The sequence below is a fragment of the Stenotrophomonas sp. 21LCFQ19 genome, assembly GCF_056861425.1.
The window spans coordinates 181,212-206,852 of sequence record NZ_JBSPUF010000004.1; the positions used below are offsets into that span (position 1 = coordinate 181,212).

22 protein-coding genes are annotated in these 25,641 nt (G+C 65.2%); 11 read left to right on the forward strand and 11 right to left on the reverse strand.

Features of this window, described 5'->3' with window-relative positions; translation table 11 throughout:
* Positions 1 to 33 precede the first annotated feature (33 nt).
* The gene (gene htpX, locus AC13FW_RS06500) at positions 34 to 900 is read right to left on the reverse strand and encodes a protease HtpX (protein ID WP_296248767.1); all 867 of its coding nucleotides are present in this window, start codon (positions 898 to 900) and stop codon (positions 34 to 36) included.
* Positions 901 to 992: 92 nt separating this feature from the next.
* Between htpX and gluQRS the strand changes: the two genes are divergently transcribed.
* From gluQRS to phaR, 3 genes are all read left to right on the forward strand, one after another.
* Entirely contained in the window at positions 993 to 1,880 is an 888-nt protein-coding gene (gene gluQRS, locus AC13FW_RS06505; protein WP_482988561.1) for a tRNA glutamyl-Q(34) synthetase GluQRS, read from the forward strand.
* A 56-nt stretch (positions 1,881 to 1,936) separates the two neighbouring features.
* Positions 1,937 to 2,677: an acetoacetyl-CoA reductase gene (phbB, locus tag AC13FW_RS06510; RefSeq protein WP_482988562.1), complete on the forward strand. Its 741-nt coding sequence runs from the start codon at positions 1,937 to 1,939 to the stop codon at positions 2,675 to 2,677.
* 160 nt (positions 2,678 to 2,837) lie between these two features.
* Positions 2,838 to 3,362: a polyhydroxyalkanoate synthesis repressor PhaR gene (phaR, locus tag AC13FW_RS06515; protein WP_296248760.1), complete on the forward strand. Its 525-nt coding sequence runs from the start codon at positions 2,838 to 2,840 to the stop codon at positions 3,360 to 3,362.
* A 143-nt stretch (positions 3,363 to 3,505) separates the two neighbouring features.
* Here the strand turns inward: phaR and AC13FW_RS06520 are convergent, their stop codons facing one another.
* From AC13FW_RS06520 to AC13FW_RS06545, 6 genes are all read right to left on the reverse strand, one after another.
* Positions 3,506 to 4,441 (reverse strand): TraB/GumN family protein, encoded by a 936-nt coding sequence (locus AC13FW_RS06520; protein ID WP_482988563.1) that lies wholly within the window; start codon positions 4,439 to 4,441, stop codon positions 3,506 to 3,508.
* A complete protein-coding gene (locus AC13FW_RS06525; protein ID WP_296248757.1) occupies positions 4,438 to 5,379 on the reverse strand; it encodes a DUF1684 domain-containing protein in 942 nt (313 codons plus the stop codon). The genes AC13FW_RS06520 and AC13FW_RS06525 overlap by 4 nt, the downstream gene beginning before the upstream one ends.
* Positions 5,379 to 7,238: a DNA mismatch repair endonuclease MutL gene (gene mutL / locus AC13FW_RS06530; protein WP_296248755.1), complete on the reverse strand. Its 1,860-nt coding sequence runs from the start codon at positions 7,236 to 7,238 to the stop codon at positions 5,379 to 5,381. The genes AC13FW_RS06525 and mutL overlap by 1 nt, the downstream gene beginning before the upstream one ends.
* A 307-nt stretch (positions 7,239 to 7,545) precedes the next feature.
* Positions 7,546 to 9,156, reverse strand: a complete 1,611-nt coding sequence (locus AC13FW_RS06535) for an N-acetylmuramoyl-L-alanine amidase (RefSeq protein ID WP_482988564.1) — start codon at positions 9,154 to 9,156, stop codon at positions 7,546 to 7,548.
* Positions 9,157 to 9,236: 80 nt separating this feature from the next.
* Positions 9,237 to 9,716 (reverse strand): tRNA (adenosine(37)-N6)-threonylcarbamoyltransferase complex ATPase subunit type 1 TsaE, encoded by a 480-nt coding sequence (gene tsaE, locus AC13FW_RS06540; RefSeq protein WP_296248751.1) that lies wholly within the window; start codon positions 9,714 to 9,716, stop codon positions 9,237 to 9,239.
* Positions 9,717 to 9,724: 8 nt separating this feature from the next.
* The gene (locus AC13FW_RS06545; RefSeq protein ID WP_482988565.1) at positions 9,725 to 11,197 is read right to left on the reverse strand and encodes an NAD(P)H-hydrate dehydratase; all 1,473 of its coding nucleotides are present in this window, start codon (positions 11,195 to 11,197) and stop codon (positions 9,725 to 9,727) included.
* Between the two features lie 23 nt (positions 11,198 to 11,220).
* On the opposite strand from AC13FW_RS06545, the gene queG reads away from it, so the two are divergent.
* The 3 genes from queG (at position 11,221) to xseA (ending at position 14,184) form a co-directional block, all read left to right on the forward strand.
* Entirely contained in the window at positions 11,221 to 12,303 is a 1,083-nt protein-coding gene (gene queG / locus AC13FW_RS06550; protein ID WP_482988566.1) for a tRNA epoxyqueuosine(34) reductase QueG, read from the forward strand.
* Between the two features lie 50 nt (positions 12,304 to 12,353).
* Positions 12,354 to 12,728: a hypothetical protein gene (locus tag AC13FW_RS06555; protein WP_482988567.1), complete on the forward strand. Its 375-nt coding sequence runs from the start codon at positions 12,354 to 12,356 to the stop codon at positions 12,726 to 12,728.
* Positions 12,729 to 12,813: 85 nt separating this feature from the next.
* A complete protein-coding gene (gene xseA / locus AC13FW_RS06560; protein ID WP_482988568.1) occupies positions 12,814 to 14,184 on the forward strand; it encodes an exodeoxyribonuclease VII large subunit in 1,371 nt (456 codons plus the stop codon).
* Here the strand turns inward: xseA and AC13FW_RS06565 are convergent.
* The 3 genes from AC13FW_RS06565 to AC13FW_RS06575 form a co-directional block, all read right to left on the reverse strand.
* Positions 14,175 to 15,389, reverse strand: coding sequence for a virulence factor family protein (locus AC13FW_RS06565; protein ID WP_482988569.1), 1,215 nt, complete (start codon positions 15,387 to 15,389; stop codon positions 14,175 to 14,177). The genes xseA and AC13FW_RS06565 overlap by 10 nt on opposite strands.
* Positions 15,390 to 15,474: 85 nt before the next feature.
* Positions 15,475 to 16,389 (reverse strand): M48 family metallopeptidase, encoded by a 915-nt coding sequence (locus AC13FW_RS06570; protein ID WP_481509276.1) that lies wholly within the window; start codon positions 16,387 to 16,389, stop codon positions 15,475 to 15,477.
* A 66-nt stretch (positions 16,390 to 16,455) separates the two neighbouring features.
* A complete protein-coding gene (locus tag AC13FW_RS06575; RefSeq protein ID WP_482988570.1) occupies positions 16,456 to 18,405 on the reverse strand; it encodes an SUMF1/EgtB/PvdO family nonheme iron enzyme in 1,950 nt (649 codons plus the stop codon).
* An 84-nt stretch (positions 18,406 to 18,489) separates the two neighbouring features.
* Here AC13FW_RS06575 and rnd point away from each other — a divergent pair, with 84 nt between their 5' ends.
* Positions 18,490 to 19,572 (forward strand): ribonuclease D, encoded by a 1,083-nt coding sequence (gene rnd / locus AC13FW_RS06580; protein WP_482988571.1) that lies wholly within the window; start codon positions 18,490 to 18,492, stop codon positions 19,570 to 19,572.
* A gap of 71 nt (positions 19,573 to 19,643) precedes the next feature.
* Here the strand turns inward: rnd and ftrA are convergent, their stop codons facing one another.
* Positions 19,644 to 20,672 carry a transcriptional regulator FtrA gene (ftrA, locus tag AC13FW_RS06585; RefSeq protein ID WP_482988572.1) on the reverse strand — a complete coding sequence of 343 codons (1,029 nt, stop codon included), beginning with the start codon at positions 20,670 to 20,672 and terminating at the stop codon, positions 19,644 to 19,646.
* Positions 20,673 to 20,871: 199 nt separating this feature from the next.
* Between ftrA and AC13FW_RS06590 the strand changes: the two genes are divergently transcribed.
* The 4 genes from AC13FW_RS06590 (at position 20,872) to AC13FW_RS06605 (ending at position 25,638) form a co-directional block, all read left to right on the forward strand.
* Positions 20,872 to 23,355, forward strand: a complete 2,484-nt coding sequence (locus tag AC13FW_RS06590; protein ID WP_482988573.1) for a TonB-dependent receptor plug domain-containing protein — start codon at positions 20,872 to 20,874, stop codon at positions 23,353 to 23,355.
* Positions 23,356 to 23,383: 28 nt separating this feature from the next.
* Complete coding sequence (gene msuE, locus AC13FW_RS06595) at positions 23,384 to 23,950, forward strand: FMN reductase (RefSeq protein ID WP_296248730.1); 567 nt, start codon at positions 23,384 to 23,386, stop codon at positions 23,948 to 23,950.
* Positions 23,951 to 24,169: 219 nt separating this feature from the next.
* Positions 24,170 to 24,532, forward strand: a complete 363-nt coding sequence (locus AC13FW_RS06600) for a DUF3088 family protein (RefSeq protein WP_482988574.1) — start codon at positions 24,170 to 24,172, stop codon at positions 24,530 to 24,532.
* Positions 24,533 to 24,540: 8 nt separating this feature from the next.
* Entirely contained in the window at positions 24,541 to 25,638 is a 1,098-nt protein-coding gene (locus tag AC13FW_RS06605; protein WP_482988575.1) for an MsnO8 family LLM class oxidoreductase, read from the forward strand.
* Positions 25,639 to 25,641 lie beyond the last annotated feature (3 nt).

Sequence of the window (25,641 nt, forward strand, 5' to 3'; positions counted from 1 at the left end):
CACGCGCTGCGCGCAGCAGCTTCAATTGCCGGCTCAGGCCACCGTCGAGGAACGCAGCGCGGCGATACGCTCTTCCAGCGGCGGATGGCTCAAGAACAACTTCTTGGCAGTGGAACCGGCAATACCAAATGCTGCAATCTGGGTCGGCAGGGTGCTCTGGCCGTGGTTGAGCTTCAAACGCTCCAGTGCGGCGATCATCTTCTGGCGACCGGCCAGCGACGCACCGCCGTGGTCGGCGCGGAACTCGCGACGGCGCGAGAACCACATCGCGATCATCGTTGCAAACAGGCCGAACACCATCTCCAGCACGAACACGATGATGTAGTACGCAAAACCACGGCCGCCGCCTTCGCGATTGCCCGACAGCGCACTGTCGATGATGCCGCCGACAACACGCGCCAGCACGATGACGAAGGTGTTCAACACGCCCTGCAGCAGCGCCATGGTGATCATGTCGCCATTGGCGACGTGGGCGATTTCATGGCCCAGCACTGCCTCGGCCTCGTCCTCGCTCATGTTGTGCAGCAGACCGGTGGACACCGCCACCAGTGCGTTGTTGCGGTTGGCGCCGGTCGCAAAGGCATTGATCTCGGGAGCGTCGTACACCGCCACTTCCGGCATGCCGATGCCGGCCGCCTTGGCCTGGCGGGCCACGGTGTCCAGCAGCCAGCGCTCGGTCTGGTTGCGCGGCTCGGTGATGACGACCGCGCCGGTGCCGCGCTTGGCCATGAACTTGGACAGCAGCAGCGAGATGATCGAGCCACCGAAGCCAAAGATGGCCGCCATGACCAGCAAGCCGCTCATCTTCGAGGGGTCAGTCCCCAGCAGAGACATGACGACGCTGGCCAATGCCAGCACTGCCAAGTTGGTCAGAAGAAACAGCCCGATACGGGTAAACATGGGAAACAGATCCATAAGGATTGGAGATAGAGGCAATTTGCGGCGCAGACAGCTTGAATTCAAGCATTAATCTGACCGACGATTCAGTTTCGATGCCAGCTATTCCCTACCGCGGCCGCTTTGCGCCCTCCCCGACCGGCCCTTTGCACCTGGGCTCCATGCTGGCCGCCTTCGGCAGCTGGTTGCTGGCCCGCCATGCCGGTGGCCAATGGCTGGTGCGCGTGGAGGACGTAGACCCCCCTCGTGAAGTCCCCGGCGCGGTCGATTCACAGCTGGCCACGCTCAGCGCGTTCGGATTGACGTCGGACTTGCCGGTGCAATTCCAGAGCCAGCGCAATGCCCTTTACCAGGCAGCCATCGAACAACTGCTGGATCAGGGCAAGGCCTTTGCCTGCCACTGCAGCCGCGCCGACCTGGCCAGTCAGCACGGCATCCACCGCCGCTGCGTCGCCAGCCAGCAGCGCCCGCAACCGGCAATCCGTCTACGCGTGGCCGACGGCAGCCACGTCAGCTTCGACGACGCCCTGCAGGGCCGGCAGCAACAGGACGTAGACCGCGACGTCGGCGACGTGGTCCTGCTGCGCGCCGATGGTTATTGGGCCTATCAGCTGGCCGTGGTGGTGGACGACGCCGAGCAGGGCATCACCCACGTGGTACGCGGCTCTGACCTGATCGACTCCACTGCCCGGCAGATCCTGCTGCAGCAGGCACTGTGCCTACCCACCCCGCACTACCTGCACCTGCCGTTGCTGCTGGACAGTGCCGGACAGAAGCTGTCCAAGTCGCAGGCCGCCATCCCCGTGGACAGCGCCCAGCCCCTGCCCGTGCTGCGCTGGCTGTGGGCGGCATTGGGCCAGCCGCCGCCTGCCCTGGATGCTGCAACCAGCGTTGCCGAGGCGCTGCAGCACGCGGCCGCCGCCTTCGAGCCGACCAGGCTGCAAAAAACCTCGCTTCTGGCGCCGCTGCAGCCCCCGGGTTGAGCGCAGTTTCATTAGAATCGGGGACTGCCCTGCACATCTGCCCTGGAGTTGAGCCCATGACATCGCGCGTCGCACTGGTCACCGGTGGTACCGGCGGCATCGGTACTGCCATCTGCCAACGCCTGGTCGACCAAGGGCACCGCGTCGCCACCAACTACCGCAACGCCGAAAAGGCGCAGCAGTGGCAGCAGACCATGCGTAGCAAGGGCTATGACATCGCATTGTTCGAAGGCGACGTGGCCCACCCGGACAGCGGCCACGCCCTGATCCAGGCCGTGGAAGCCGGACTGGGGCCGGTGGAGATCCTGGTCAACAACGCCGGCATCACCCGCGACACCACCTTCCACCGGATGAGCCCGGAACAGTGGCATGAGGTGATCAACACCAACCTCAATTCGGTGTTCAACGTCACCCGTCCGGTGATCGAAGGCATGCGCAAGCGCGGTTGGGGCCGGGTGATCCAGATCAGCTCGATCAACGGCCTCAAGGGCCAGTACGGCCAAGCCAACTACGCCGCCGCCAAGGCCGGCATGCATGGCTTCACCATCTCCCTGGCGCGCGAGAACGCCGGCTTCGGCATTACCGTCAACACCATCTCACCGGGCTACGTGGCCACCGACATGGTGATGGCCGTTCCCGAGGAAGTCCGGGCAAAGATCATTGCCGACATCCCCACCGGGCGCCTGGGCAAGCCGGAGGAGATCGCCTACGCGGTCGCCTTCCTGGTTGCCGAGGAAGCCAGCTGGATCACCGGCTCGAATCTGGACATCAACGGTGGTCACCACATGGGCTGGTGACAACCGGCTGCTGACCGCCCACGCCATGTTGCACAACATGGCGATTCATGTTGCGCAACAAACCTAGAGTTCCCCGACGCTTGCAACCTGTACTTTTGGCGGTTGCAAGCCCTGCTGCACTGCGCCATGCTGCGCACCTACCGTGACGAGTGACTGCTTAATGGCTGCGACCCGCATCATCAAGAAGTATCCGAATCGCCGGCTCTACGACACCGAGATTTCCAGCTACATCACCATCGAAGACGTCCGCCAGTTGATCCTGGACGGTGAGGACTTCGAGGTCCGCGACGCCAAGAGTGGCGACGACCTGACCCGTTCGGTGCTGCTGCAGATCATTGCGGACAAGGAGCAGGACGGCGAGCCGATGCTGTCCACCCAGCTGTTGAGCCAGTTGATCCGGTTCTACGGTGACTCGTTGCAGGGCTTCATGGGCAATTACCTGGAGCGCAGCATGCAGGTGTTCCTGGACCAGCAGCAGCAGTTCCGCCAGCAGATGGGCAACCTGCTCGGGCAGACGCCGTGGGCGATGATGAACCAGCTCACCGAGCGCAACCTGGAGCTGTGGCAGGAATTCCAGCGCAACATGGGCGGTGGTTTTGGCGGCGCTCGTCCGCCGGCAGGCACCAGCAAGCCAACCGACCCGCCGCCGGGCGGCACCGGAAGCAAGACCCGCAGCGGTCGCTGAGGGCAACGAAAAGGCCGACGCAAGCGTCGGCCTTTTGCTTTGTGGCACCCTGTTTCATTTTGTGGGAGCGGCGTAAACCGCGAAACCACATAGGCCTGAAACTGCGGGAGCTTCGCGGCTAACGCCGCTCCCACAAAAAAGACTCAACGCTTGCAGGCGCTGCAGATCCGCTCGACCTTGTAGCCCTGCGCGCGCAACTTCTCGACCACGCCATCGCTGCCCAGCAGGTGCAGTGCACCGACTACCACCAGCGTATTTCCGCGCCCTGGCTGCAACCACTGCTGCAGGCTGGGCAGCCAGGCATTGTTGCGGTCCACGTTGATCCGCTGATACAGGCCCGGGTACTCGCGTTTCATCTGCGCGGCCATGTCCCGCCACAACATCACATCATCGCCACGGCGCCAGGCATCGTGCAGCTGGCGGCTCTGCTCGTCGCCCTTGTCGACCTGCTCCAAGGCTTCGCGCAACAACTGGCGCTGCTCATCGATGCTCATGCTGTCGAGCATGGTGATCTGTGATGCCGCGCTTTCAAGACCGGAAGCCGGCTTGTTGGCCTGCGCGGCACGGTCCATCAGATGCCGATCCAATCCGGACTTCGGGTCCAAGCCCTGTTGGGTCATCTGCGCGATGCTGATGGTCAGGCCAACGAACCAGGGTTTGAATCCAGCCAGCCGATCGACCGGCATGTTGTTGGCCGCGCCCCATCGTTCCAGCTGCTGCCAGGTGGCCGGATCAAGATCATCCTTGAGTTGGCGACCATCACGACGCAGCGCCGCCTGCATCATCTGCGTGGCCAGCTGCGGCGAGTTCATTTCCTCCGGCGACAGCTCGAACAACAGCCGCTGCGCTCCTGCGAACGCGCGGTCGACATCGGCGGACAACGGATAGTCATCGGCCTTGAGCAGATGGAAGGAACCCAGCAGATACAGATCGCTGCCCTGGCCGCCGCTCACTTTCCACAGCAGCGGTACCGGTGGCTGCTTCGCGGCCGGCTTGGGCGTGGCTGCACTTGCCAACAACGGTGCTGCAACCAACAGGCCGGTGGCCAGCAACATGCCCATACGCGTGATCCACTTCATGCGGCTGGCTCCTGCTTGTGCTTGGCATAGGCTTTTTCACCCGCCGTCACTTCCATGTCCAAGCGGTTCTCCGGCGGCGGCAACGGGCAGGTCGCAAACGGGGTGAATGCACACGGCGGGTTGTAGGCACGATTGAAATCAATCACCACCTGGCTTTTTGCATCCGGCACATCCACGTCGATGTAGCGCCCGGCCGCATAACTGCCGCGGCCACTGGTGCGGTCGGCGAAGATCACCTGCAGCGGGCGGCCCACATCACCCAGCGCTTCCAGCCGCCAGGTTCGTCCGTCACGCTCGAACTCGATCACCCCGGCATTGGCCAGTTCACTGGTCAGCCCAGTGATATCGACGATCGGAATGGTCTTGTTGACGTCATGCGGCACGAACCGCGCGGTGATGCGCCAACTCGGATCCGCCGGCCAGTAATCCAGATGGGTGAAATCCACACGTGCGGGTGCATCGGCATGCTTCACCCGCAGCCCGAAACGCGGCCCGCGTTCGATCAGGCTCAAGGTGCCCTTGTCATCATCGAAATGGATCAGCGTCGGCGCCTCGGCATGGTCACTGTGCAACGGGATGCGGCCCTTCACCATCTGCCCGTCCACTGTCACCGACACACCGGCTTCCGGGGTAAAGAACCATCCGTCGCCTACGCGCGTGACCATTCCCATGCGCGGTGGACCCGCCGCCAGGCGGACACCACTGGTACTGCCGCTGCCGATGTAATGCGCTTTCAGGTCCAGCCAATGCAGCCCAACCAGACTGGTCCAGCCATCCGGAGCCAGCAATTCGGTCAACCGTTGCTCGCGCCAGCGTTCATTGTCCTGCGCGAACGCCGGATCAACCTTCGCCGTCGGCGCTGCGTTCTTCGCGTCATCGCCACAGCCACCGAGCAGCACCGCAGCGAGCAATGCCACACACCCCATTACGTGTTTCATCAACGCCCCCGCAGGAACCAGCGATCAATTTCAGTCAAGGAAAAGCGCGCCCAGGTCGGGCGGCCGTGGTTGCATTGCCCGGAGCGCTCGGTGATTTCCATATCGCGCAACAAGGCATTCATTTCCGGAATGGTCAGGCGCCGGTTGGCGCGCACCGCACCGTGGCAGGCCATCGTCGACAACAGTTCGTCGCGCGCGGTGGCGATGCGGCGGGTCTGGCCGTGCTCGCGAAGATCACCGAGCACATCGCGCAGCAGGCCTTCTGGCTCGGCATTGGCCAGCAGCGCCGGAATGCTGCGCACATGCAGCGAGCCGGGCCCGGAACGGGTGACCTCGAAACCCAGCGCCGCCAAGGTCGCCGCTTCACGCTCGGCGGTATCCGCATCACGCTCGCCCACCGCCAGGGTCATCGGCACCAGCAGCGGCTGCGCATGCAGGCCGATGCCGTCGTGCGCGTTCTTCAGGCGTTCGTAGCCGATGCGCTCGTGGGCGGCATGCATGTCCACCACGATCAGGCCCTCGGCGTTTTCGGCCAGGATGTAGATGCCGTGCAATTGGGCGATCGCGTAGCCGAGCGGTGGCACGCCGGCATCATTGGAGGTCGCTGGCAGGGATGGCCCCGCATCCATCTGCCGCGGCAGATCCGCATCGCCATTCACGGATGAGTACAGCGCCGCATAAGCCGAGGGCGCTTCTGCCACCTGCAGGCCCAGCGGCGACTGCCGCGCCTGCCAGTTGCCATTGCCACCACCACCTGCGCTGCCGCCAGGACGCGACAGCATGTAGCCAGCTGCGCTGTAACTGGGCGTCGGCTGCGCCTGTGGGTCAGCCGGGTGTGCCTGCGCTGCGGCTGGCTCCATGCCAGCACGGGTTTCCGCCAGCGCGTCTTTCAGAGTGCGGTAGACGAAATCATGGATCAACCGCGAATCACGGAAGCGCACTTCGTGCTTGGCCGGATGCACGTTGACGTCGACCCGCGTCGGATCCAGCTCCAGGAACAATACGTAAGCCGGCTGTCGGCCGTGGTACAGCACATCGCCGTAGGCCATCTTCACCGCATGGCTGACGCTGCGATCACGCACCGAGCGACCATTGACGTAGAGGTACTGCTGGTCCGCGCTGGCGCGCGAATACTGCGGCTGGGCGATCCAGCCATGCAGGCGCAGGCCGGCGGCGCTGTGATCCACGCGCAAGGCCTGGCGTGCGAAGTCCTCGCCCAGGGTTTCGCCCAGTCGTGCATCCGAATAGAGATCACCGGGCTTGTAGCGCCGCGAGGGCTTGCCGTTGTGCGAGACACGGAGCTCCACGTCTGGACGGGCCAACGCCAGTGAACGCAGCCACTCCTCGATGTGGCCGAGCTCGGTGCGTTCGGCGCGCAGGAACTTGCGCCGTGCCGGCACGTTGTAGAACAGCTCGCGTACTTCCACGGTGGTACCGGGGGCATGCGCACGCGGGGTGACATCACCGAGCTTGCCGCCCTCGATCTGCAACGCGGAGCCGTGCTCGTCATCGGCACGGCGCGAAGCGAGGGTGAAGCGGCTGACCGAGGCAATCGACGGCAGCGCTTCACCACGGAAGCCCAGCGTGGCCACCGATTCCAGGTCATCCAGGCTGGCGATCTTGCTGGTGGCGTGACGCGACACCGCCAGCGGCAGCTGCTCGGCGGCGATGCCACCACCGTTGTCGCGGATGCGGATCAGGCGTACACCGCCCTCCTCCAGGTCGATATCGACACGGGTGGCACCGGCATCGAGCGCGTTCTCGACCAGCTCCTTGACCACCGAGGCGGGCCGCTCGACCACTTCGCCGGCGGCGATCTGGTTGATCAGGATTTCCGGCAACGGACGGATCGCATTCATGCCGCACCGCCGGTCAATAGCGGGGCTGTGGCGCGATACGGGAACGAGGTTTGGCGGGGGATCAGGCTGACTTCATGCATGCCGACGATGATAGCCGAGCATGGGCCGAACACCGCGACCAAGGCGCCAATCCCTTCTCCCTTCGGGAGAAGGTGCCCCGAAGGGGCGGATGAGGGTAAGCCTGCTGACAATGTGAGATTTCAGCAGAAAAGCCGGACAAGGACTGGTAGTTCATCGATCCTTACTTCGCCCCACCCTCACCCCAACCCCTCTCCCGCAGGGAGAGGGGCTTCAAACAAGCGCAGTCTTACTTGCTACCACCCGCAACGGTGCCAGCGGCGGCATCCATCTCGGCCTGGGCGCGGGCGGCGAACAAGGTGCCCGGCGGTGGCTGACGGCTGAAGAAGGTGTGCACGCCATCGAGCACGGCACCGGCGATGCGGCGCTGGTAGGCCGGATCAATCAGGCGGCGCTCTTCATCCGGGTTGGAGATGAACGCGGTTTCGACCAGCATTGCCGGCATGTCGGAGGTGCGCAGCACGGCGAAGTTGGCCCGCTCAAGGTTGGGCTTGTGGTTGTTGCCGATACGCTTGAGGCCGCCGAGCACGTGCCCGGCCGCGTCTTCCGACGCCTTCATGTTGCCGCTCTGGGCCAGATCCAGCAGTACGTTGGCCAAGGTGCCTTCGGTACGGCTGAGGCTGACGCCACCAATCAGGTCGGCGGCGTTTTCCTTGTCCGCCAGCCAACGCGCACGCTGCGAGGACGCGCCCTTGGTCGACAGGACATACACCGATGAACCCGTCGCTGAGCGATTCTCGGCCGCATCGGCGTGGATCGAGATGAAGATGTCAGCCCTGGCCGCACGCGCACGCTGGGCGCGCATCGGCAGCGGAATGAACACGTCGGTGTCGCGGGTCAGGAACGCGCGCAGGCCCGGCGTTGCATTGACCTGGCGGGCAAGTTCACGTGCAACCGCCAACGTCACGTCCTTCTCGCGCTTGCCAGTGGGGCCAACGGCACCCGGATCCTGCCCACCGTGGCCCGGATCAATGGCAACCACCAGATTGCGCATGCCCGGCGCCATCCGAATTCGTGACGCGTCACTTGGCATGACCGGACGTGGCGCAGGCGCCTGCGCTGCAGCGACCGGCGCGGCGGCCGCAGGTGCCGCAGCAGCGGGACTTGCCACGATCGGAGTCGGCACGCCGGTAGCGATGGTGGTGCGGACCGGGGTGCCCTGCCCATTGAGGATCGCAGCCGGCGAAGATGTCGAAGCAGCAACCGGCGTATTGCCGCTGCTGGCGACGACGGTCGTCGCGCCTGCAACTGCCGGACCTGGAGCCGTCTGGACCGGCACCGGTGGCGGTGTGGTCGCCTGCTGACGCACGGCTGCGGTCAACGCAGCGGTGGCGCGGGCGGCTTCAGCACGTGCCTGCTCTGGATTCACCACGGGAGCGGCAGCGGGCACCAGCGCTGGCGAGCTTGCGCTGGGCGCGGCAGCAACAGCTGCCCGCGGCGCGGTTTCACCCGGCCATTCGATCAGCAACTTGGATTCGGCGCCCTGCCCCTGCATCTGCGGCTTGAAGGCAGCCACGGATTCGGCCAGATCGAACACGATGCGGAAGGTACCGGGGACCGGGTTCCCGGTGCGCACGGCGGTGACCACACCTGCAGGTGCAGGCAGCTTGAGGCCGCGCACGCCGGTGGATTCGGGGAAATCGATGACCAGACGGTTGGGGCCGGCCAGGCTGATGGTCTTGTAGCTGCCACCACCAGCGAGCTGGATCTCGGCGCGGGTGCCGGTTGCGCCAGCGCTCAAACCGAGCCCACGGACCTCACCGGCCCACGCGGAAGCGCTGGCCAGGCACAGGCCGGCAACGGCGACAGACAATGCGAACAGGCGGTTTCCCGTAGTCATGGGCGGATTCAATCACCGGATTTCGGTAATTGCAACATTTTTTCCCTTAATAATCCGCAACCTGCCGTAACTTCCTGTTGTTACAGGGCAGAAAGCCCCTGCAAGTGTTGCGTTTTGCGCAACCGCTGCAGCCAGGCCTCACCGGTCGGGCTATATGCCTGCAGCCGCGCACGGCGGCCATGGCCGTCGATCTCCAGCGCCACCACAAGGTCCAACGGCGGCAATCCGCCAGCCCCGCGCTCGGGCCATTCGATCAGCCACAGGTCGGCGCTGGCATCGTCCAGCCCCAGGAAATCCAGCTCACCGGCGTTGCCGATCCGGTACAGGTCCAGGTGCCAGGCCTCGCCGGTATCCAGCGGGTAGCGCTCGATCAAGGTGTAGGTCGGGCTGCGGATCGGCCCCTGCACGCCCAGCGCGCGCAGCAGGGCCCGGGCCAAGGTGGATTTCCCGGCGCCAAGATCACCTTGCAGGTGAACCACCGCCTGCGCGGGCCGGGTCTGTGCCAAGGCCTGACCCAGCAGGTCGGTGCTCTCGGCGTGGGGCAAAGACAATTCGATCATGGGAGACATTATGGATTGGCCAGCGCCCGCAGGTGCGCCAATAGATCGCGCGGCAACAGCCCGCGCTCACCTTCGGCGGCTGCCGCATCGCCAGCCAGGCTGTGCAGCAAGGCGCCGGTGCTGGCTGCATCAAACAGCGACAGGCCCTGCGCCAACACGGCGGCGATGGCGCCGGTCAGCAGATCGCCCATGCCGCCGACCGCCATGCCCGGATTTCCCGCGGCAATCACCCGCGGCAGCTGCCCGGGCGCGGCGATCACCGTACCGGCGCCCTTGAGCACCACCACTGCCGCATAGCGCGCTGCCAAGGCATGCGCTGCAGCAAAACGATCACGCTGGATGCTGGCGGTATCGGTACCGAGCAGGCGCGCGGCCTCGCCCGGATGCGGGGTGAGAATCGCCTGCGGCAGCGGCCGCGGTTCAGCGGCCAGCAGATTCAAACCATCGGCATCCAGCACCAGCGGCTTGCCGCTGCCCAGCACCGCCGACCACAAGGCATGCGCCCAATCATCCTGGCTCAGTCCAGGCCCCAGCGCGATGACAGTGGCGCGTGCCAGCAATGGCGCGAAATCCTCGGAACTATCGACGGCGTGCACCATCGCTTCGGGACAACGCGCCAACAACGGCGCCACATGCAGCGCGCGGGTTGCAACACTGCAAAGACCGGCACCACTGCGCAGCGCAGCCTCGGCAGCAAGCATCACCGCGCCGCCGCTGCCGTGGTTGCCGCCTACACACAGCACATGCCCGGATTCGCCTTTATGGGTATTGAGCCGACGCGGCGGCAGCATCCTCGGCAACTGCGGCCTGGCCCAGCGCAGTGCGCTCGCACTGACACCCTCAAAGGCGACAGCCGGCACCTCCAGATCAGCCAGCAGGCGCTGCCCAGCGTGCTCCAGCGCCGCACCGGTGTGCAGTCCCTGATGCGGCACGATGAACTGCAATACCCGCGCCGCACGCACCGCGGCGCCCATTACGTTACCGCTGAGCGCATCAACGCCACTGGGCACATCCAGCGCGAACACCGGCGCAGACGCAGCATTCATTGCTGCAATCAGGGCCGCGTCTTCGGTATCTGGCGCGCGGCTGAAGCCGATGCCATACAACGCATCGATGATCAGATCGGCCTGCTGCAGGCAATGCGGCAAAATCTCAACGTGGCCGCCAACGGCCAGGTAATCGGTGCAGGCGCGCTGCGCCAAGGCCGTGCGCGGTGACGCCTCCGGCAAGTGCAGCACGCTGACGTCACGTCCTGACTGGCGGGCGTGACGGGCCAGCACATAGCCGTCGCCGCCGTTGTTGCCGGGCCCGCACACCACCACGATGCGCCGCGCCTGCGGCCAATACTGCAGCGCGGTCTGCCACGCGGCGTGGCCGGCACGCTGCATCAGCAGGTAAGCATCGCCGCCCAGGGCGGCGGTCGCTTGCCCATCAATCTGGCGGGCAGCGGCGATATCGAACAATTCGACGGGCTCTGACATGCCGGCAATTCTATACTTGCGCCATGTCTGAAGCCGTTACCGCCGCAAATCCGGTGCAGTTGTCGCTGCGCATCCGCCAGCTTGCCCGTGAGGCGGGCTTCCAGCGCTGCGGGGTCAGCGGCATCGAGCTGGGCGAGGATGAAGCGCACCTGGCCGACTGGCTGGGCAAGGGCCTGTACGGGACGATGGAATGGATGGCGCGCCACGGCACCTTGCGGGCACGCCCACAGGAACTGCTGCCCGGCACGCTGCGGGTGATCTCGGTCGGCCTGGATTACGGCCACAAGGACGATGCCGAAGCCTGGGCAACCTTGAATGATGGAGAGCGCGCCTATGTGGCGCGCTACGCTTTGGGCCGCGATTACCACAAGCTGATGCGCAACCGCCTGCAGAAGCTGGCCGAGCGCATCGCCGGCGAGATCGGGCAATTCGGCTACCGGGTCTTCGTCGACTCCGCTCCTGTGCTGGAGCGCGCACTCGCGCGCAATGCCGGGCTGGGCTGGATCGGCAAACACACCTGCCTGATCGACCGCAACGGCGGATCCTGGTTCTTCCTCGGCGAGATCTACGTTGACCTGCCCTTGCCGGTGGATGTGCCCGCCACCGCGCATTGCGGCAGCTGCACGCGCTGCATCGATGTCTGCCCCACTGCCGCCATCATCGCCCCGCACCGGCTGGATGCGCGCCGTTGCATCTCCTATCTGACCATCGAGCATGAAGGCGCGATTCCGCTGGAAATGCGTCCATTGATGGGTAACCGCATCTATGGCTGCGATGACTGCCAGCTGGTATGCCCGTGGAACAAGTTCGCCCGGCGCACCGACGAGCCGGACTTCCGCGCCCGCAACAATCTGGACACCGCCACCCTGCCCGAGCTGTTCGCTTGGGAAGAAGACGAGTTCCTGCGCCGCACCGAGGGCAGCCCGATCCGCCGCAGCGGCCATGAGCGTTGGCTGCGTAATATTGCCGTGGCACTGGGCAATGCAACACCTTCGGCTGCCGCGCAGAACGCACTGCTGAGTCGTCAGTCGCACGCTTCCGAAGTGGTGCGTGAGCATGTGCAATGGGCCCTGCAGCGGCATGCTGACGCGGCGCAGAAGCGTTAGCCCCCTTTCGATTCCAACATCACTCCCCGCAATCGCCACAAGGAATGTGAATGAGCAACGAACTATTGCCCACCCCCTGCGCCATCGCGCCTGAGGACAAGCGCCGCCAAGCCCAACTGGTCGGCGACGACCTGCTTCGCCACTACGGCAAGCGCAACTTCTACTCGGTGCAACAGGTGCGCGACGCCAACCAGCGCAGCAAGATCAACATCGATCTCGGATGTTGGTCACACGCCCTGTTCAACACCCATTCCGACTTTGACCAGTTACATGCAGCCAGTGGTGAAGCCTGCGACTACGCCGCAATGAAAGCAGAAATGCTGCGCTCGATGGCGACCGACAGTAGCTCGAGCTGGTTTGATTTCGACCTCTCCTGGCTGGATTTCCCCGATCTGGACATCTCCCTGTTCGATTTCTTCGACTAGCACAGTCGCTCCCGTAAGATAGCGGCCGTCAGCTCGTCTGCGCCCCCGGCGCGGCCGAGCGTCCCACCGGCATAGCAGTTCAACCATGACCTCCAGCAACGACGTCCTCACCCCCAACCAGCTCAACACCTTGGCGCGCGATCTTCTGGAGAGCACGTTCCCGATGGTCTGGGTGGAAGGCGAACTGGGCAGTGTCAGCCGGCCCGCCTCCGGGCACCTGTACTTCACCTTGAAGGACGCGCGCGCCCAGGTGCGTGCGGCGATGTTCAAGCCCAAGAGCCAGTGGCTGAAGTTCCTACCGCGCGAAGGCATGCGCGTATTGGTGCGTGGCCGGTTGACCCTGTACGAAGCACGTGGCGACTACCAGCTGATCCTCGACCACATGGAAGAAGCCGGCGAAGGCGCGTTGCGTCGCGCCTACGACGAACTCAAGGCCCGGCTCGAAGCCGAGGGCCTGTTTGACCCGGCGCGCAAGCGTCCGCTGCCAGCGCACGTGCGCCGCCTAGCGGTGATCACCTCGCCCAGTGGCGCGGCGGTGCGCGACGTGCTGAGCGTGCTGGAGCGACGTTTCCCGATGCTGGAAGTCGAGCTGCTGCCGTCGCTGGTACAGGGCGCCACCGCCGCTCCGCAGATCACCTCGCTGCTGCGCCAGGCCGACGCCAGTGGCCGCTACGACGTGATCCTGCTGACCCGCGGCGGTGGTTCACTGGAAGACCTGTGGGCCTTCAACGACGAACAGCTGGCGCGTGCGGTCGCCGCCAGCAACACGCCGGTGGTCTCGGCGGTAGGCCACGAAACCGACTTCAGCCTGAGCGACTTCGCCGCCGATCTGCGCGCACCGACGCCTTCCGTGGCCGCCGAGTTGCTGGTCCCTGACCAGCGCGATCTTGCGCTGCGGGTACGCCGGTTGGCGCAACGCCTGCAGCAGCTGCAGGTACACGCAATGAGCCAGGCCATGCAGCGCGCCGACCGTGCAGCCTTGCGGCTGCAGGCGCATAGCCCGCAGGCACGACTGAACCTGCTCAAGCATCGACAGGAAGCCGCCTTCGCACGCCTGCACGCCACCTGGCAGCAGCAACAGGAACGTCGCGCATCTCGACTCCGCCACGCCGCCACCGTGCTGCGCAGCACCCAGCCACAGCGACGCTTGAACGCATTGGCCGAGAAGCTGGCAACCCTGGCACCTCGCGCCCATGCGGCGATGGCGCGCCAGTTGCAGCGCGATGCATTGCGTCTGCGCGGCGTCGCCCGCTCACTGGAAGCGGTGAGCCCCCTGGCTACCGTGGCGCGTGGTTATTCGATCCTGACCACGCTTGAGGACGGCGCCCTTGTCCGCAGCGCCGAGCAGGTCAAGCCCGGCGAACAGCTGCGCGCCCGTCTGGCCGAAGGCGAGCTGCAATTGAGGGTTGAGCAGATCAGCGCAAAACCAGCGCCCGGCGATTCCACTCAGGGCTGAGCCGGCGCCGCATCCCAACGATCGACAATGATCCGCGCCAGCTTGCCCGGGTCACGATCGAAGTGATGCCCACCAGGGAGCTCAACCACCTGCATATGCGCATCACCTCGCAGGTCGCGGCAAAGGCTGTCTTTCTCATCGACGCCGTAAATGCACTGGTGCGCGACTGGCTGCAAGCCGGCCAACGCAGGCTGCACAGGTACTTCCTGGGCACGGAACCAGCCCAGCCAGCCGCCTACGCGCACCTCGAAGTCAGCACCGTGGGCCAGCCCCAACAGCGACACCAGCCGTACCGCGCGGCGCTGCTCCCCGCTGAGCAGCGGATAGGCAAAGGGCAGCACATCCGCGCCAAACGAATAGCCAACCAGCGCCACGTCGTCAGCCTGCCAGCGCTGCCGATAGGTACGCACCACATTGTCCAGATCGGCACCTATCTGGGCAGCAGTACGTTTCTTCCAGAAGTAGCGCAGGCTGTTCCAGCCGACCACGGAAATGCCGCGTTGGTTGAGCTCGTGCGCCAGCCCCTTGTCCAGGTCACGCCAACCGCCGTCACCGGAGATCAACACCACCAGCCGCTTGCTGCCTGCAACCGGCATCTCCACCAAGGGCAGCGTCGCCACCCCTGATGCAGGTGCGGCGTGCAGCGCCGCCGGCACCGCCGCCAACAGCGCATCCGTCGGCAAGGACTTGACCTGCACGGTGGCCGTTCCTCCAACGCAGCTGACATTGTTCGATGCTGCGCCATCCGCAGCAACCAGGACGGCGGCGAACTCGCCGGCTGCGGCACCGGCTGCGCTGTCGCACACCAAGCCTGCACTGCTGCCCTGACCGACCAATACCGGCAGGTAGAACTGCTCGGCACGCTCGCGTTTGAGCAGCTTCTGGGCAAGCAGCGCCGCATCATCGGCCATCGCCCGGCAGCTGCCATTGCCCTTCTGCAGCCGCTGTCGATAACGCGCTGCGTCCACCACCGCCACCCATGCGCCGGCGTGTGCCAGCTGCCCGGCAAACTGCCTGCGCTGCGCACGTGGCAAGGCCGGGTCTGCGAAGTAGATCACCAGACCACGCGGCGCGACCGGCGGCTCCATCACCTGCACACGGCCGTAGCGACCTGCGGACAACTGCCTGGCGTGTGCCGCCCAGCCCCAGCCAAGCGCCACCACGATCAACAGCGCACCAAGAGCCAACAACGCACCACGTCGCATCCGTAACCTCTGGCCACAAAGCAAGAACGCCGGCGAGCATCCTCCGGCGTTCGTTATGTCCCTGTGCAGTCCGCTGCGCCGCGTGTTACCTGGCTGCAGCGCCGGCGGTGCAGAAGCGCTGCTTGTACTCCAGCGCCTTGGGCATCAAGGCCTGCAGGTTCTGGATGCGGGTGCCGGGATTGGGATGGGTGGAGGAGAACTCCGGCGGCGCTTGCCCGCCACTGGCCTGACTCATGCGCTGCCATAGCGGCACCGCTTCTTCCGGATTGAAGCAGGCAGCTGCGGCCAGCATCAGGCCGACTTCATCTGCCTGGGTCTCATGCGAGCGCGCATACGGCAGCAGGTAGCCGTAGCCCATGGCCGACATCATCATCTGCTGCTGTTGAACATCCATGCCGCTGGCCGCGCCAGCCATCTGCCCGATCTGGGTCAGCTTCTGCTGGGCCATGCGCTGGGCGCCATGCCGTAACAAGGCGTGGGCGATTTCGTGCCCCATCACCACCGCCAGGGCATCGGCGTTCTGTGCGACCGGAATCAGCCCGGTATAGACCGCCATCTTGCCGCCGGGCAGGCAGAACGCATTGGCTTCATCGGACTGCAGCACGTTCACGTCCCACTCGAAGTCCTTGGCGAAGTGCTGCGGCTGCAGGCCGTGCTCCTGCGCCAGCGAGGTTTCCACCACGTCGACCTTGGCGATCAGGCGACTGGCGATCTCGCGCACCTGGCGGGCGATCTGCGAATTGGGATCGACCGGCCGCTCCTGCGCCAGGATCTCCTGGTAGGCCTGCAGGCCCATCGCCTTCTCTTCACTGGCATTGAGCGAGCTGTCGATCAGCACCTTCTCCCCGGTATACGGGTCCACCGAGCGGTTGCCGAAGTAGTAGCAGCCACCATAGACCGCGAAGCCCAGCAGGATCACCCAGCGGATATTCCCGAACAGGCCGCCGCCACGCCGACGTTGACCGCCATTGCCTTGGTTACCGAAAGGATCTTGTCGCATGGTTGGATTCCGTCTGGGCCGGGCTGGCCCCCGCCGATGGTACCGCCAGCGCAGGCCGCTGCAAGGTCAAATTCCACGTACCAGGCGGAAACCGATGCGCGCCGAGGTGACGTCCGAGTCCTGTGACTGCCGCCACGCCGCGCGGGTCTGCTCCGGGGCATTGGCCCAGTTGCCACCGCGGATCACCCGTTGCCGGCAGCCGGGGTTGTACCAGGCCGCGCCATCGGCCGGTGCGCGCCGGTAGCTGGCGTGCCAGCAGTCGGCCACCCACTCACTGACGTTGCCGCTGATGTCGTGCAGGCCCCAGGCATTGGCACTGAACATTGCCACCGGCGCGGTGCCCCAGAACCCATCGCCATAGCCGACGAAGGCATTGTTCCAGTGCCGACCACTGGGCGATACATCCAGGCTGCCAGTGAAGTTGCCGGCGTTCTCCGGCGGCGTCATCGATCGCCCCCACGGATAGCGCCCCTGGCTGCCAGCCCGCAGTGCATATTCGAATTCCGATTCGCTGGGCAGGCGGTAGTAGCGCCCGGTCTGATCGGACAGCCAAGCCGCATAGGCTTCAGCATCGCGGACGCTGACATGCATCACCGGGCTGTTGGGCGCGGCCTTGGCACCGTTGTAGTCGGACTGCCAATCCACCCCGCTGCGACGGATGAAGTTGCCGCTACGCTCGTCATAGACAATCGAATGGCCGCGCCGGGTCGCACGCGGGCGCGCCTTGGCGGCCTCCACGAAGCGACGGAAGTCGGCGACGGTAACCTCGGTGATCGACATCGCAAAACCGCGCTCGAAGCTCACCAGATGCTGCGGACGTTCGGCATCGGCGCTGCCGATCTCGCCCTCCGTCGCCCCCATCTGGAAGCTGCCATAGGGCACCACCACCATCTGCGGACCACGGCTGCCATCGGCCAGGGCATCGCTGAACACCTGCCCCGGGCGGAAGCTGCCGTAATGGGTGACCAGCTCGATGCGCTCGCGCAGCAGGGCCACGGTGCGGTCGCCGGGCAGCGCGATGCGCTCGGCCTGGGCCAGCTTCAGCCGCGCATCCTTCAGCCCCTTGGATGAAACCAGATCACGCAGGCCGCCTTCGCGCAGCGCATCAAGCTGGGCGGTGCGGATGCCTTCGATGCGCGCACGTGCATCCTTCAAGGTCACGGCCTCGCCACGGATAGTGGTGGCCTTGTCCAGCCAGCGCGCGGCCGCCTCGAAGTCCGAGTCCATTGCCGCGGCATGTTCGGCACGGCGGATCAGGCCGCTTTCCACCGCCGCCAAGCCCTGCCGGGCGCGGCTGTTGAGTGGATCGGACGCCAGCACTTCGCGGAACGCCGCCTGTGCGCCGCCGCCATCCTCGCCAAACTGGTGTTGGCGCAGCGCCTGTTCGCCGGCGCGATTCAGCGCCAACAACCGCCGCGCCACTGCGATGCGCTGCTGCAAGGCCTGTTCGGCCTTGCCCTCGGGCGCCAACGCCACCGCTACGCCAGCGATCTCGGCAGCCTGGGCCAGGGCCTGGCGTTGATTCTCCGGTTGCGCCATCAAGGCGCTGGCCTGCGCGCGCAGACGCTGCCGGGCCTTGTCCAGGCCGCGCTGCGCGGCCCGGTCCTTCGGCTGCTGGGCCAGGATCGCCAGGTAGAGCGGAATGGCATCCTCGGCCTCACGGTACAGCCTGTCCTCGGCCAGCGCCTTGTCGGCCGCCTTGCGCGCTTCGGCCAGTTGCCCGGGCTGCAGGCTGACTTCCGGTGCGCTCCAGACCGGCAACGTGATGTCCTCAAGCTGCGGGGTGGGGTCCGGCGTTGCGGGTTCGCCCTTTGCTGCCGCAGCCGCCTCGGCCTTGGCTTCGGCACGTGCCTCAGCCCTCGCCTCCAGCCGCTCGGCCAGGCTTGGCTTCTTCGCAGGCTCGGCATTTGGCGCAGCCAACGGCGCTTGCGGCGCGCTGCCGCTACACCCCACCAACGCCAGCAACAGCGCCGTCAGACCCAACAATTGGCCGGTTTTACCCAAAAACGCCTCCATTACCTTGCACACTTTCCCGGGAGCGGCCCGACGTTAGGCTATTCTCGCCTGCCTGAGCAAACCCTGCAGTTGACGGAACCCCACGTGGCTTACTGGATCAAACACCCGGCGGAGTTGGAAGAACGCTACCGCCAGCGCCCGAGCCGGATCGGGCTGGACACCGAATTCATCCGCGAACGCACCTATTGGCCGCAGCTGGCCCTGGTACAGATGGCGGTCGGCGATGAAATCCTGCTGATCGACCCGCTGATCCCCGGCATGTGCGAGGCACTGAAGCCCTGGCTGACCGATACCTCGATCACCAAGATCATGCACAGCGCCAGCGAAGACCTGGTCGCCTTCAAGTGCGCCTGCGACGCGCTGCCGCGGCCGCTGTTCGACACCCAGATCGGTGCCGCACTGGCCGGCATCGGCGGCGGCATGGGCTACCAGAAGCTGGTTGCCGAGATCACCGGCGTTACCCTGCCCAAGGGCGAGACCCGCTCGGACTGGCTCAAGCGCCCGCTCAGCGACGCGCAGCTGGAATACGCCGCCGACGACGTCGAATACCTGTTCGCCATGCACGACACCATCAGCGCCAAGCTGCAGGCTGCTGATCGCCTGCAATGGCTGCAGGACGATGGCGAACGCCTGCTGGCCAGCGTCGAGGGTGACGAAGGCGAGCATTGGCCGCACCTGTCCATGCGCTCCTCGCAGGTGCTGGAACGCGACGCCCAGCTGCGCCTGTTGCGCCTGTTGCGCTGGCGCGACCAGCAGGCCCGCAGCAGCGACAAGCCGCGCAGCTGGATCCTGGACAATGAACTTGCCAACGTGCTGGCGCGCACCCCGCCAGCCGACTACGACGCCATGCTGAAGCTGTTCGGCCGCTTCCCCAAGGCCCCGCGCAAGCTGGCCCAGCAGGTATGGGAAGCACTGAACACCCCGCTTGCCGACGAAGCCGACGCACCGATGGCCCTGCCGGCCACCGACAGCAACAAGAACGCACTCAAGCGTCTGCAGGACGCCGTCAGCAAGCGCACCGCCGAGCTGGGATTGCCGGACGGCCTGCTCGCCTCGCGCAAGCACCTGGAGGCCTTGCTGGAAAGTGGCAACTGGCCCACGGCCCTCGCCGGCTGGCGTCGCGAACAGCTGGAGCCGGTGCTGCGGCCGTTGTTGCCCGCCGCCTGATCCTCCGCGCCGAATCGTCCGCGCTGGGTGCAGTCCTCTGCGCCCGGCCAGGCTTCTGCACCACTGGCAGCTCAGCGCGCGGCAATCACGCCTGGCGGGGATTGCAGCCCTGCTGCAGCATCGGCCGCTACAGCAAGACCTGCACGGTAAGCGGCCGGACTGGTACCGGTAGCGGCCCGGAAATGCCGCCTGAATGACTCCGGTGATCCAAACCCGGCCTGCTCGCAGATCCACTGCAACGGCCGCGCGGTGGTCTCCAGCAGCTCCTTGGCGTAAGCCACACGCTCGCGTATCACCCAGTCAATCGGTGACACCCCGGCGGCATCCATGAACTGCCGTTGCAGGGTGCGCTGACTGAGCAGCGCCTGTGTGGCCAGGCTGGCCAGCGTGTGCTCCTGCGAAAGATTCTCGCGTGTCCATTCCATCAACCGCGCCAGACGGCTGGGCTCGCCATGCGGAATGGCCCGTGGAACCAGCTGGCTGCGATCGCCATCGCGCCAAGGCGCCAGCACCAGGCGCTGCGCCACCAGATTCGCAACCCGCCTGCCGTAATCCTTCTGCACCATGTGCAGCATCATGTCCATGCCGGTGGCGGAGCCGGCCGAGGTGATGATCTGGCCGCTGTCGACGTACAACACGTCCGCACGCACCGCCACGTCCGGGAACAGCTGCGCCAGTCGTTCGGTCAGCCGCCAATGGGTGGTTGCACTGCCACCATCGAGCAAGCCCGCCCACGCCAGCACGAATGCGCCGGAGCAGATACTGGCCAGACGCGCACCACGCGCATGCGCACGGCGCAGCGCATCCAGAAGTTGTGGCGGCGGCATTTCGTCAGGATTGCGCCAACCAGGAATCAGCACGGTATCGGCTTCATCGATCAACTCCAGGCCATATGGCACCGCTACCGAGATACCACCCAAGGCCCGCAGCGGCCCGGGTTCGCAGGCGAAGATGCCGGTGCGGTACCAGCCCACCTGCAGTTCGGGGCGTACCGGCGCGAACATGCCCACAGCACACCCGAACTCGAACATTCCCATCTGGTCGTAAGCCAGAATCGCCACCAGCGGCGCTGAGGAATCCGGTTCGGCGAGGATGTTCATGGGCATCGATACTACGCATGGTCGGCGGCCTGCACGTATCCAGAACATGCGATCGTTTACATCCGCAGGCTGTTTACAGATGACGCTCCGTCATATGCGTGGCCGGACTTGACCGCCCGCTGGCGCCTTTGCGCATGTTCGCAAGCGTCAACTGCAACTTGAATAGGACCCGTCCCCCCAAACGACGAGTCCCGCCACGATGTCCGCCGACCGGCAGTTGCCGAACCCCACTTCCCACCCGCCCCAGCGCGCTGCATCGGCAGCACTGCTGCTGGCCGCGGTGCTCTCATCAACCGCCAGCGCCAATGATGTGCTGGCACCGGCCGCCGCAGCTTCGACCTTGAACACGGTAGTCGTCACCGGCTCGCGCAACAGTACCCGCACAGTGGCGAACAGCTCCACCCCGATCGATGTCATTTCCGCCGACGCGCTGGCCGCTACCGGCCAAGCCACCCTGCTTGAGGCCCTGCAGCGTGCACTGCCGTCATTGAGCCAGGTAGGTGGCTACCAATCCGACCAGGAAAGCCTGATCCGCGGCTACCAGCTGCGCAATCTCTCCCCGGGCTACACGCTGGTGCTGATCAATGGCAAACGGCGCAACGCCAGCGCCTATGTCAGCGGCGCCAATGGCGGCGCCTTCCCCGGCCATTCCTGGGCCGACCTGGGGTTGATCCCGCTATCTGCGATTGACCACGTTGAAGTACTGCGTGATGGCGCATCAGCCATCTACGGCTCCGATGCCGTTGCCGGTGTGATCAACGTGATCCTGAAGACACAGGCCAGCGGCGGCGCGCTGGCCGTGGAGAGCGGGCAAAGCTACGACGGCGACGGTAGCCGCACGAGTGTACGCGGCAATCTTGGCCTGCCATGGGGAACCACTGGCTTCGTCAATGTGTCGGCGGAGAACACCGTGCAACAGCATGCGATCCGGCGCATCCTGTACCCGGCCAGCTGGTACGACGGCAGCGCCGGCAGCGATGCCAACAAGATCTTCAGCAGCCCTTCCTACCGCCTGACGTCGGCGGTGATCAGCGCTGGCCACCCGCTCGGCGCCGGAGCAGATTTCTACGTCACGCTCAACGCCGCGGATCGCACCGGCAGTGCCATCCAGAACTATCGCCTTCCCGGCACGATTGCCGCGCTCAATCCCGCCGCATTGGCGGTATACCCGGATGGCTTCTCGCCTTCGATCGAGAGCAAGGAGCAGCAGTACAGCGGTACCGTTGGCGTCAAAGGCAATCTGTCGCAGTGGAACTACGACTTCAGCGCTACCTGGAATCGCGACACCATCCGTACCTACACCCGCGACACGCTCAACTTTTCGCTGCCCTACCCGGGCTCGCCCACCGATCTGTACGACGGCAAGGTCGATTACCAGCAACTGGTCAACAACCTGGACCTGCGCCGCGCCTTCGACACCGGCGTGTTTTCTTCACCGCTTGAAGTCAGCATTGGCGCGGAATACCAGCATGAACAGTACAAGCGCCTGCCTGGGCAACCCGAGTCCTACCTTGGCTACGGCGCGGCAAGCTTCGTTGGTTACTCGGCCGATGACGCGGTAGACGCCAGCCGCAACAGCAAGGCCATCTATGCCGGCGTATCGACCAACGTCACCGCGCGTTGGTTTGTGGACCTGGCCGGGCGCTACGAAGACCACTCCGACTTTGGCAGTGTCTCAACCGGACGGCTATCCACCCGCTTCGACTTCACCGATGCCGTGGCCGTGCGCGGCACGATCAGCAATGGTTTCCATGCCCCCAGTCTGGGTGGACAGTTCTACCAGGCCACCGGCAACTGCCCCTGCGGCACCACCGTGGTGGCGCGCGTGAATTCGCCAACGGCGCTGGCCCTCGGAGCCACAGCGCTCAAACCGGAAAAGGCCACCAACTACAGCCTGGGCATCACCTTCGCGCCCAACGCCAGCTTCAATGCGGCCGTGGACGTGTACCAGATCAATATCCGCAACCAGCTGGGTCAATCCAGCCAGATCGGCTACGACTCCACCAATCCCAACGCGATCACCGACAACAGCGGTAGCCCGCTGGACGCCAGCCAGAAGGCCATCATCGACAACCTGCTTGGTGCCGCCGGCGTCAGCATCACACCTGGCCAAGCCTATTACGCCAGCTACATCACCAATGTAGGCAGCACCCGTACCCGTGGCGTCGAGCTCACCCTGGAAGCCACCCAGCACACCGCAATCGGCCAACTTCGCTACAACTATGCGGCAAACCTCGGCCGTACCGACATCCGCCAGGTGGCGAGCGTACCCACCGCCCTGCAGCAGTTGCCAAACATCGACCTGCTCAATGAGACGGCCGAGTACGCACTGCGCTACCACACCCCGCGCTACACCCAATTGGTCGGCGTGCACTGGAGCAACGGCCCATGGCAGCTGAGTCTGGATGCAAGCTACTTCGGGCCGATCAAGAGCATCAACAACGGCTACAAATACCAGCTCGCACCGCTGCTGGTAACCAACCTGGGCGGCAGCTATGACATCGGCCATGGCTGGAGTGTGGATGCAGGCATCAACAACCTGTTTGACGAACGCCAGCGCAAGCGCCCGGACGCCTCGCGCAGTGCCAGCGAAAAAGCCAACTACGTTTTCAACTACGCCAGCGTCGACAGCGTCGGCACAACCGGCGGCTACTGGTATGGCCGCATCAATTATCGCTTCTGATCGCCCCGCCCTTCATCTGGAGCCGCGCATGTCCACCGCACTGAAAGCCGTCGCCGTCATCGGCAGTACCTCGTCCGCTTCGCGCACCCGCAGCCTTGCGCTGAGCATCCTGCAACAGCTGCAGCAGCATCTGCCACTGGACATCCAGCTGGTGGAGCTGGTCAACATCGCCCGCCCGCTGGGCAGCGCCCTGCAGCGCAGTGAGCTGACTGCCGAGGTCGAGCTGCAGCTGCGCAGGATAGAGAATGCCGATCTTGTGCTGGCCGCCGCACCTGTCTACCGCGGCGCGTACCCGGGTTTGTTCAAGCATCTGTTCGACCTGATCGACATGGATGCCTTGATCAACACACCGGTGTTGCTGGCAGCCACCGGTGGCAGCGAGCGCCATGCGCTGATGCTCGAGCATCAGCTACGGCCACTGTTCGGATTCCTGCAGGCACTGACGCTGCCAATCGGGGTCTATGCAACCGCTGCGGACTTCGACGCTGACCAGCGGCCTGCAGGCCAGCTGCAGGAACGCATTGCACTGGCCGCCGAGCGTGCGGCCGATGTTCTGGGTGTCGCCCGGGGTTCACAGTTGCGCAGGATTGCCTGAGCACAGCCAGGCAGGCTGCCGCAGGTTTCTGCGGTAACTGCAGCCATCATCTGCGCAACACTCAACGCCAACCAGCAATGGCATGTACTTATTCCTACTGCGCATGGTCATGGCCGGATCTGACCGCTGATTGACGAGTTGCACAGCGCCGCCGGCCAAGCGCTTGCCTAGGATGAATCCACAGCGCCGACGCTGTCCCTGCCGCAAGCGAGCAGCCCCATGCCAATCACGTCCACTGCAAAACCCATCCTGTTGCTGCTGGAACCAGAGTTCCAGGATCCCGCCATCGAGGATCAACGCTTTTTCTGTCGCCACTCCCTTCTGCTCGAAGGCGCGCTGACCCAACTGCCCGGCCTGCGCGAGCAACTGGATGTGCGCCATGTCGGCTTCCAGCGCCCGCGTGATGCAGTGATCGACTTTGTGGGTGACGCCGATCAGTCGCTACCCAAGCTGGTGTTGCCTGTCGACGTCCAAAGCCAACATGCCAGCGGCCACCACGCCGCGCGCCAATACGTATCCGGTGCCGAACGCATCTTCGCCACGTTGGGCGAGCTGTACGGCATCGCCCAGCCACATCCCTGATACCCCATTTGTCCGCGCAGCAACGCGTCGGCAACCCAACCAGCACGGCGACCATGACCTATCACCTGAGCATCCTCGACAAGAGCCTCGTTGCCGATGGCAGCACCGCCGAGCAGGCGCTGCGCGACAGCGTGGTGCGGGCGCAACGCGCCGAGCAGCTGGGCTACCACCGCTATTGGTTTGCCGAGCACCATGCACTCCCGCAGTCGGCCGGGCCCGCACCGGAAGTACTGGCGGCCTTCGTGCTGGCGCAGACCCAACGCATCCGCATTGGCACCGGCGGTGTGATGCTGCGCCACTACTCCCCGTACAAGGTGGCCGAGGTTTTCAATCTACTGGCCAATCTTGCCCCGGGCCGGGTTGACCTCGGTGTTGGCAAGGCACCGGGCGGGCTGCCGGCCGCAAGCCAGGCCCTGGCCTATGGTCGTGAGACGCCACTGGATTTCGTCAAGCAGCTCACCGATCTGGAGGGCTTCCTCAGCGGCAACCTGCCGCCGTGGCATCGCCACGCCGATGCCATTGCCACGCCCACCGCTGGCGTCCAGGCAGAACGTTTCCTGCTGGGTGCAAGCGTCGAAAGTGCCGAGCTTGCTGCCAGCCTGGGCTGGCGCTTCGTCTATGCCGGGCAGTTCGACGGTGATGCCCGCAGTATCGAGCGCGCGTTCTCTGCCTATCGCCGCGCCAGCAATCTCGCACCCCTGCTCGCCGTCATCGCACTTGCCGCCGATAGCGCTGCCGAAGCCGCTCGCCACATTGGTGAGCTGCGCATCCACAGGCTGCACTTCGGCGACAGGCAAACGATCAACCTGCCCTCGTCACAGGCCGCTGCCGACTATGCACGGCAAGCCGGCATCACCGACTACAACGTGGAAGAACTGCAGCCCAGCGTATTGGCCGGCACGGCACAGCATGTCCGCGGCGAACTGGATCGCCTGCATACCTACTTCGGCATCGAGGAATTCGTACTGGATGCTCCCGTCGCCGATGCCCAGGTGCGGCTACGTTCATTGGAGCTGCTGGCCCCTTCCACACCGCCGCAGACGCCATCGTCCGCAACCAACGCAGCGGCAACTACCGCCAACCAGCCCGAACCCGCGCTGCTCTGACTG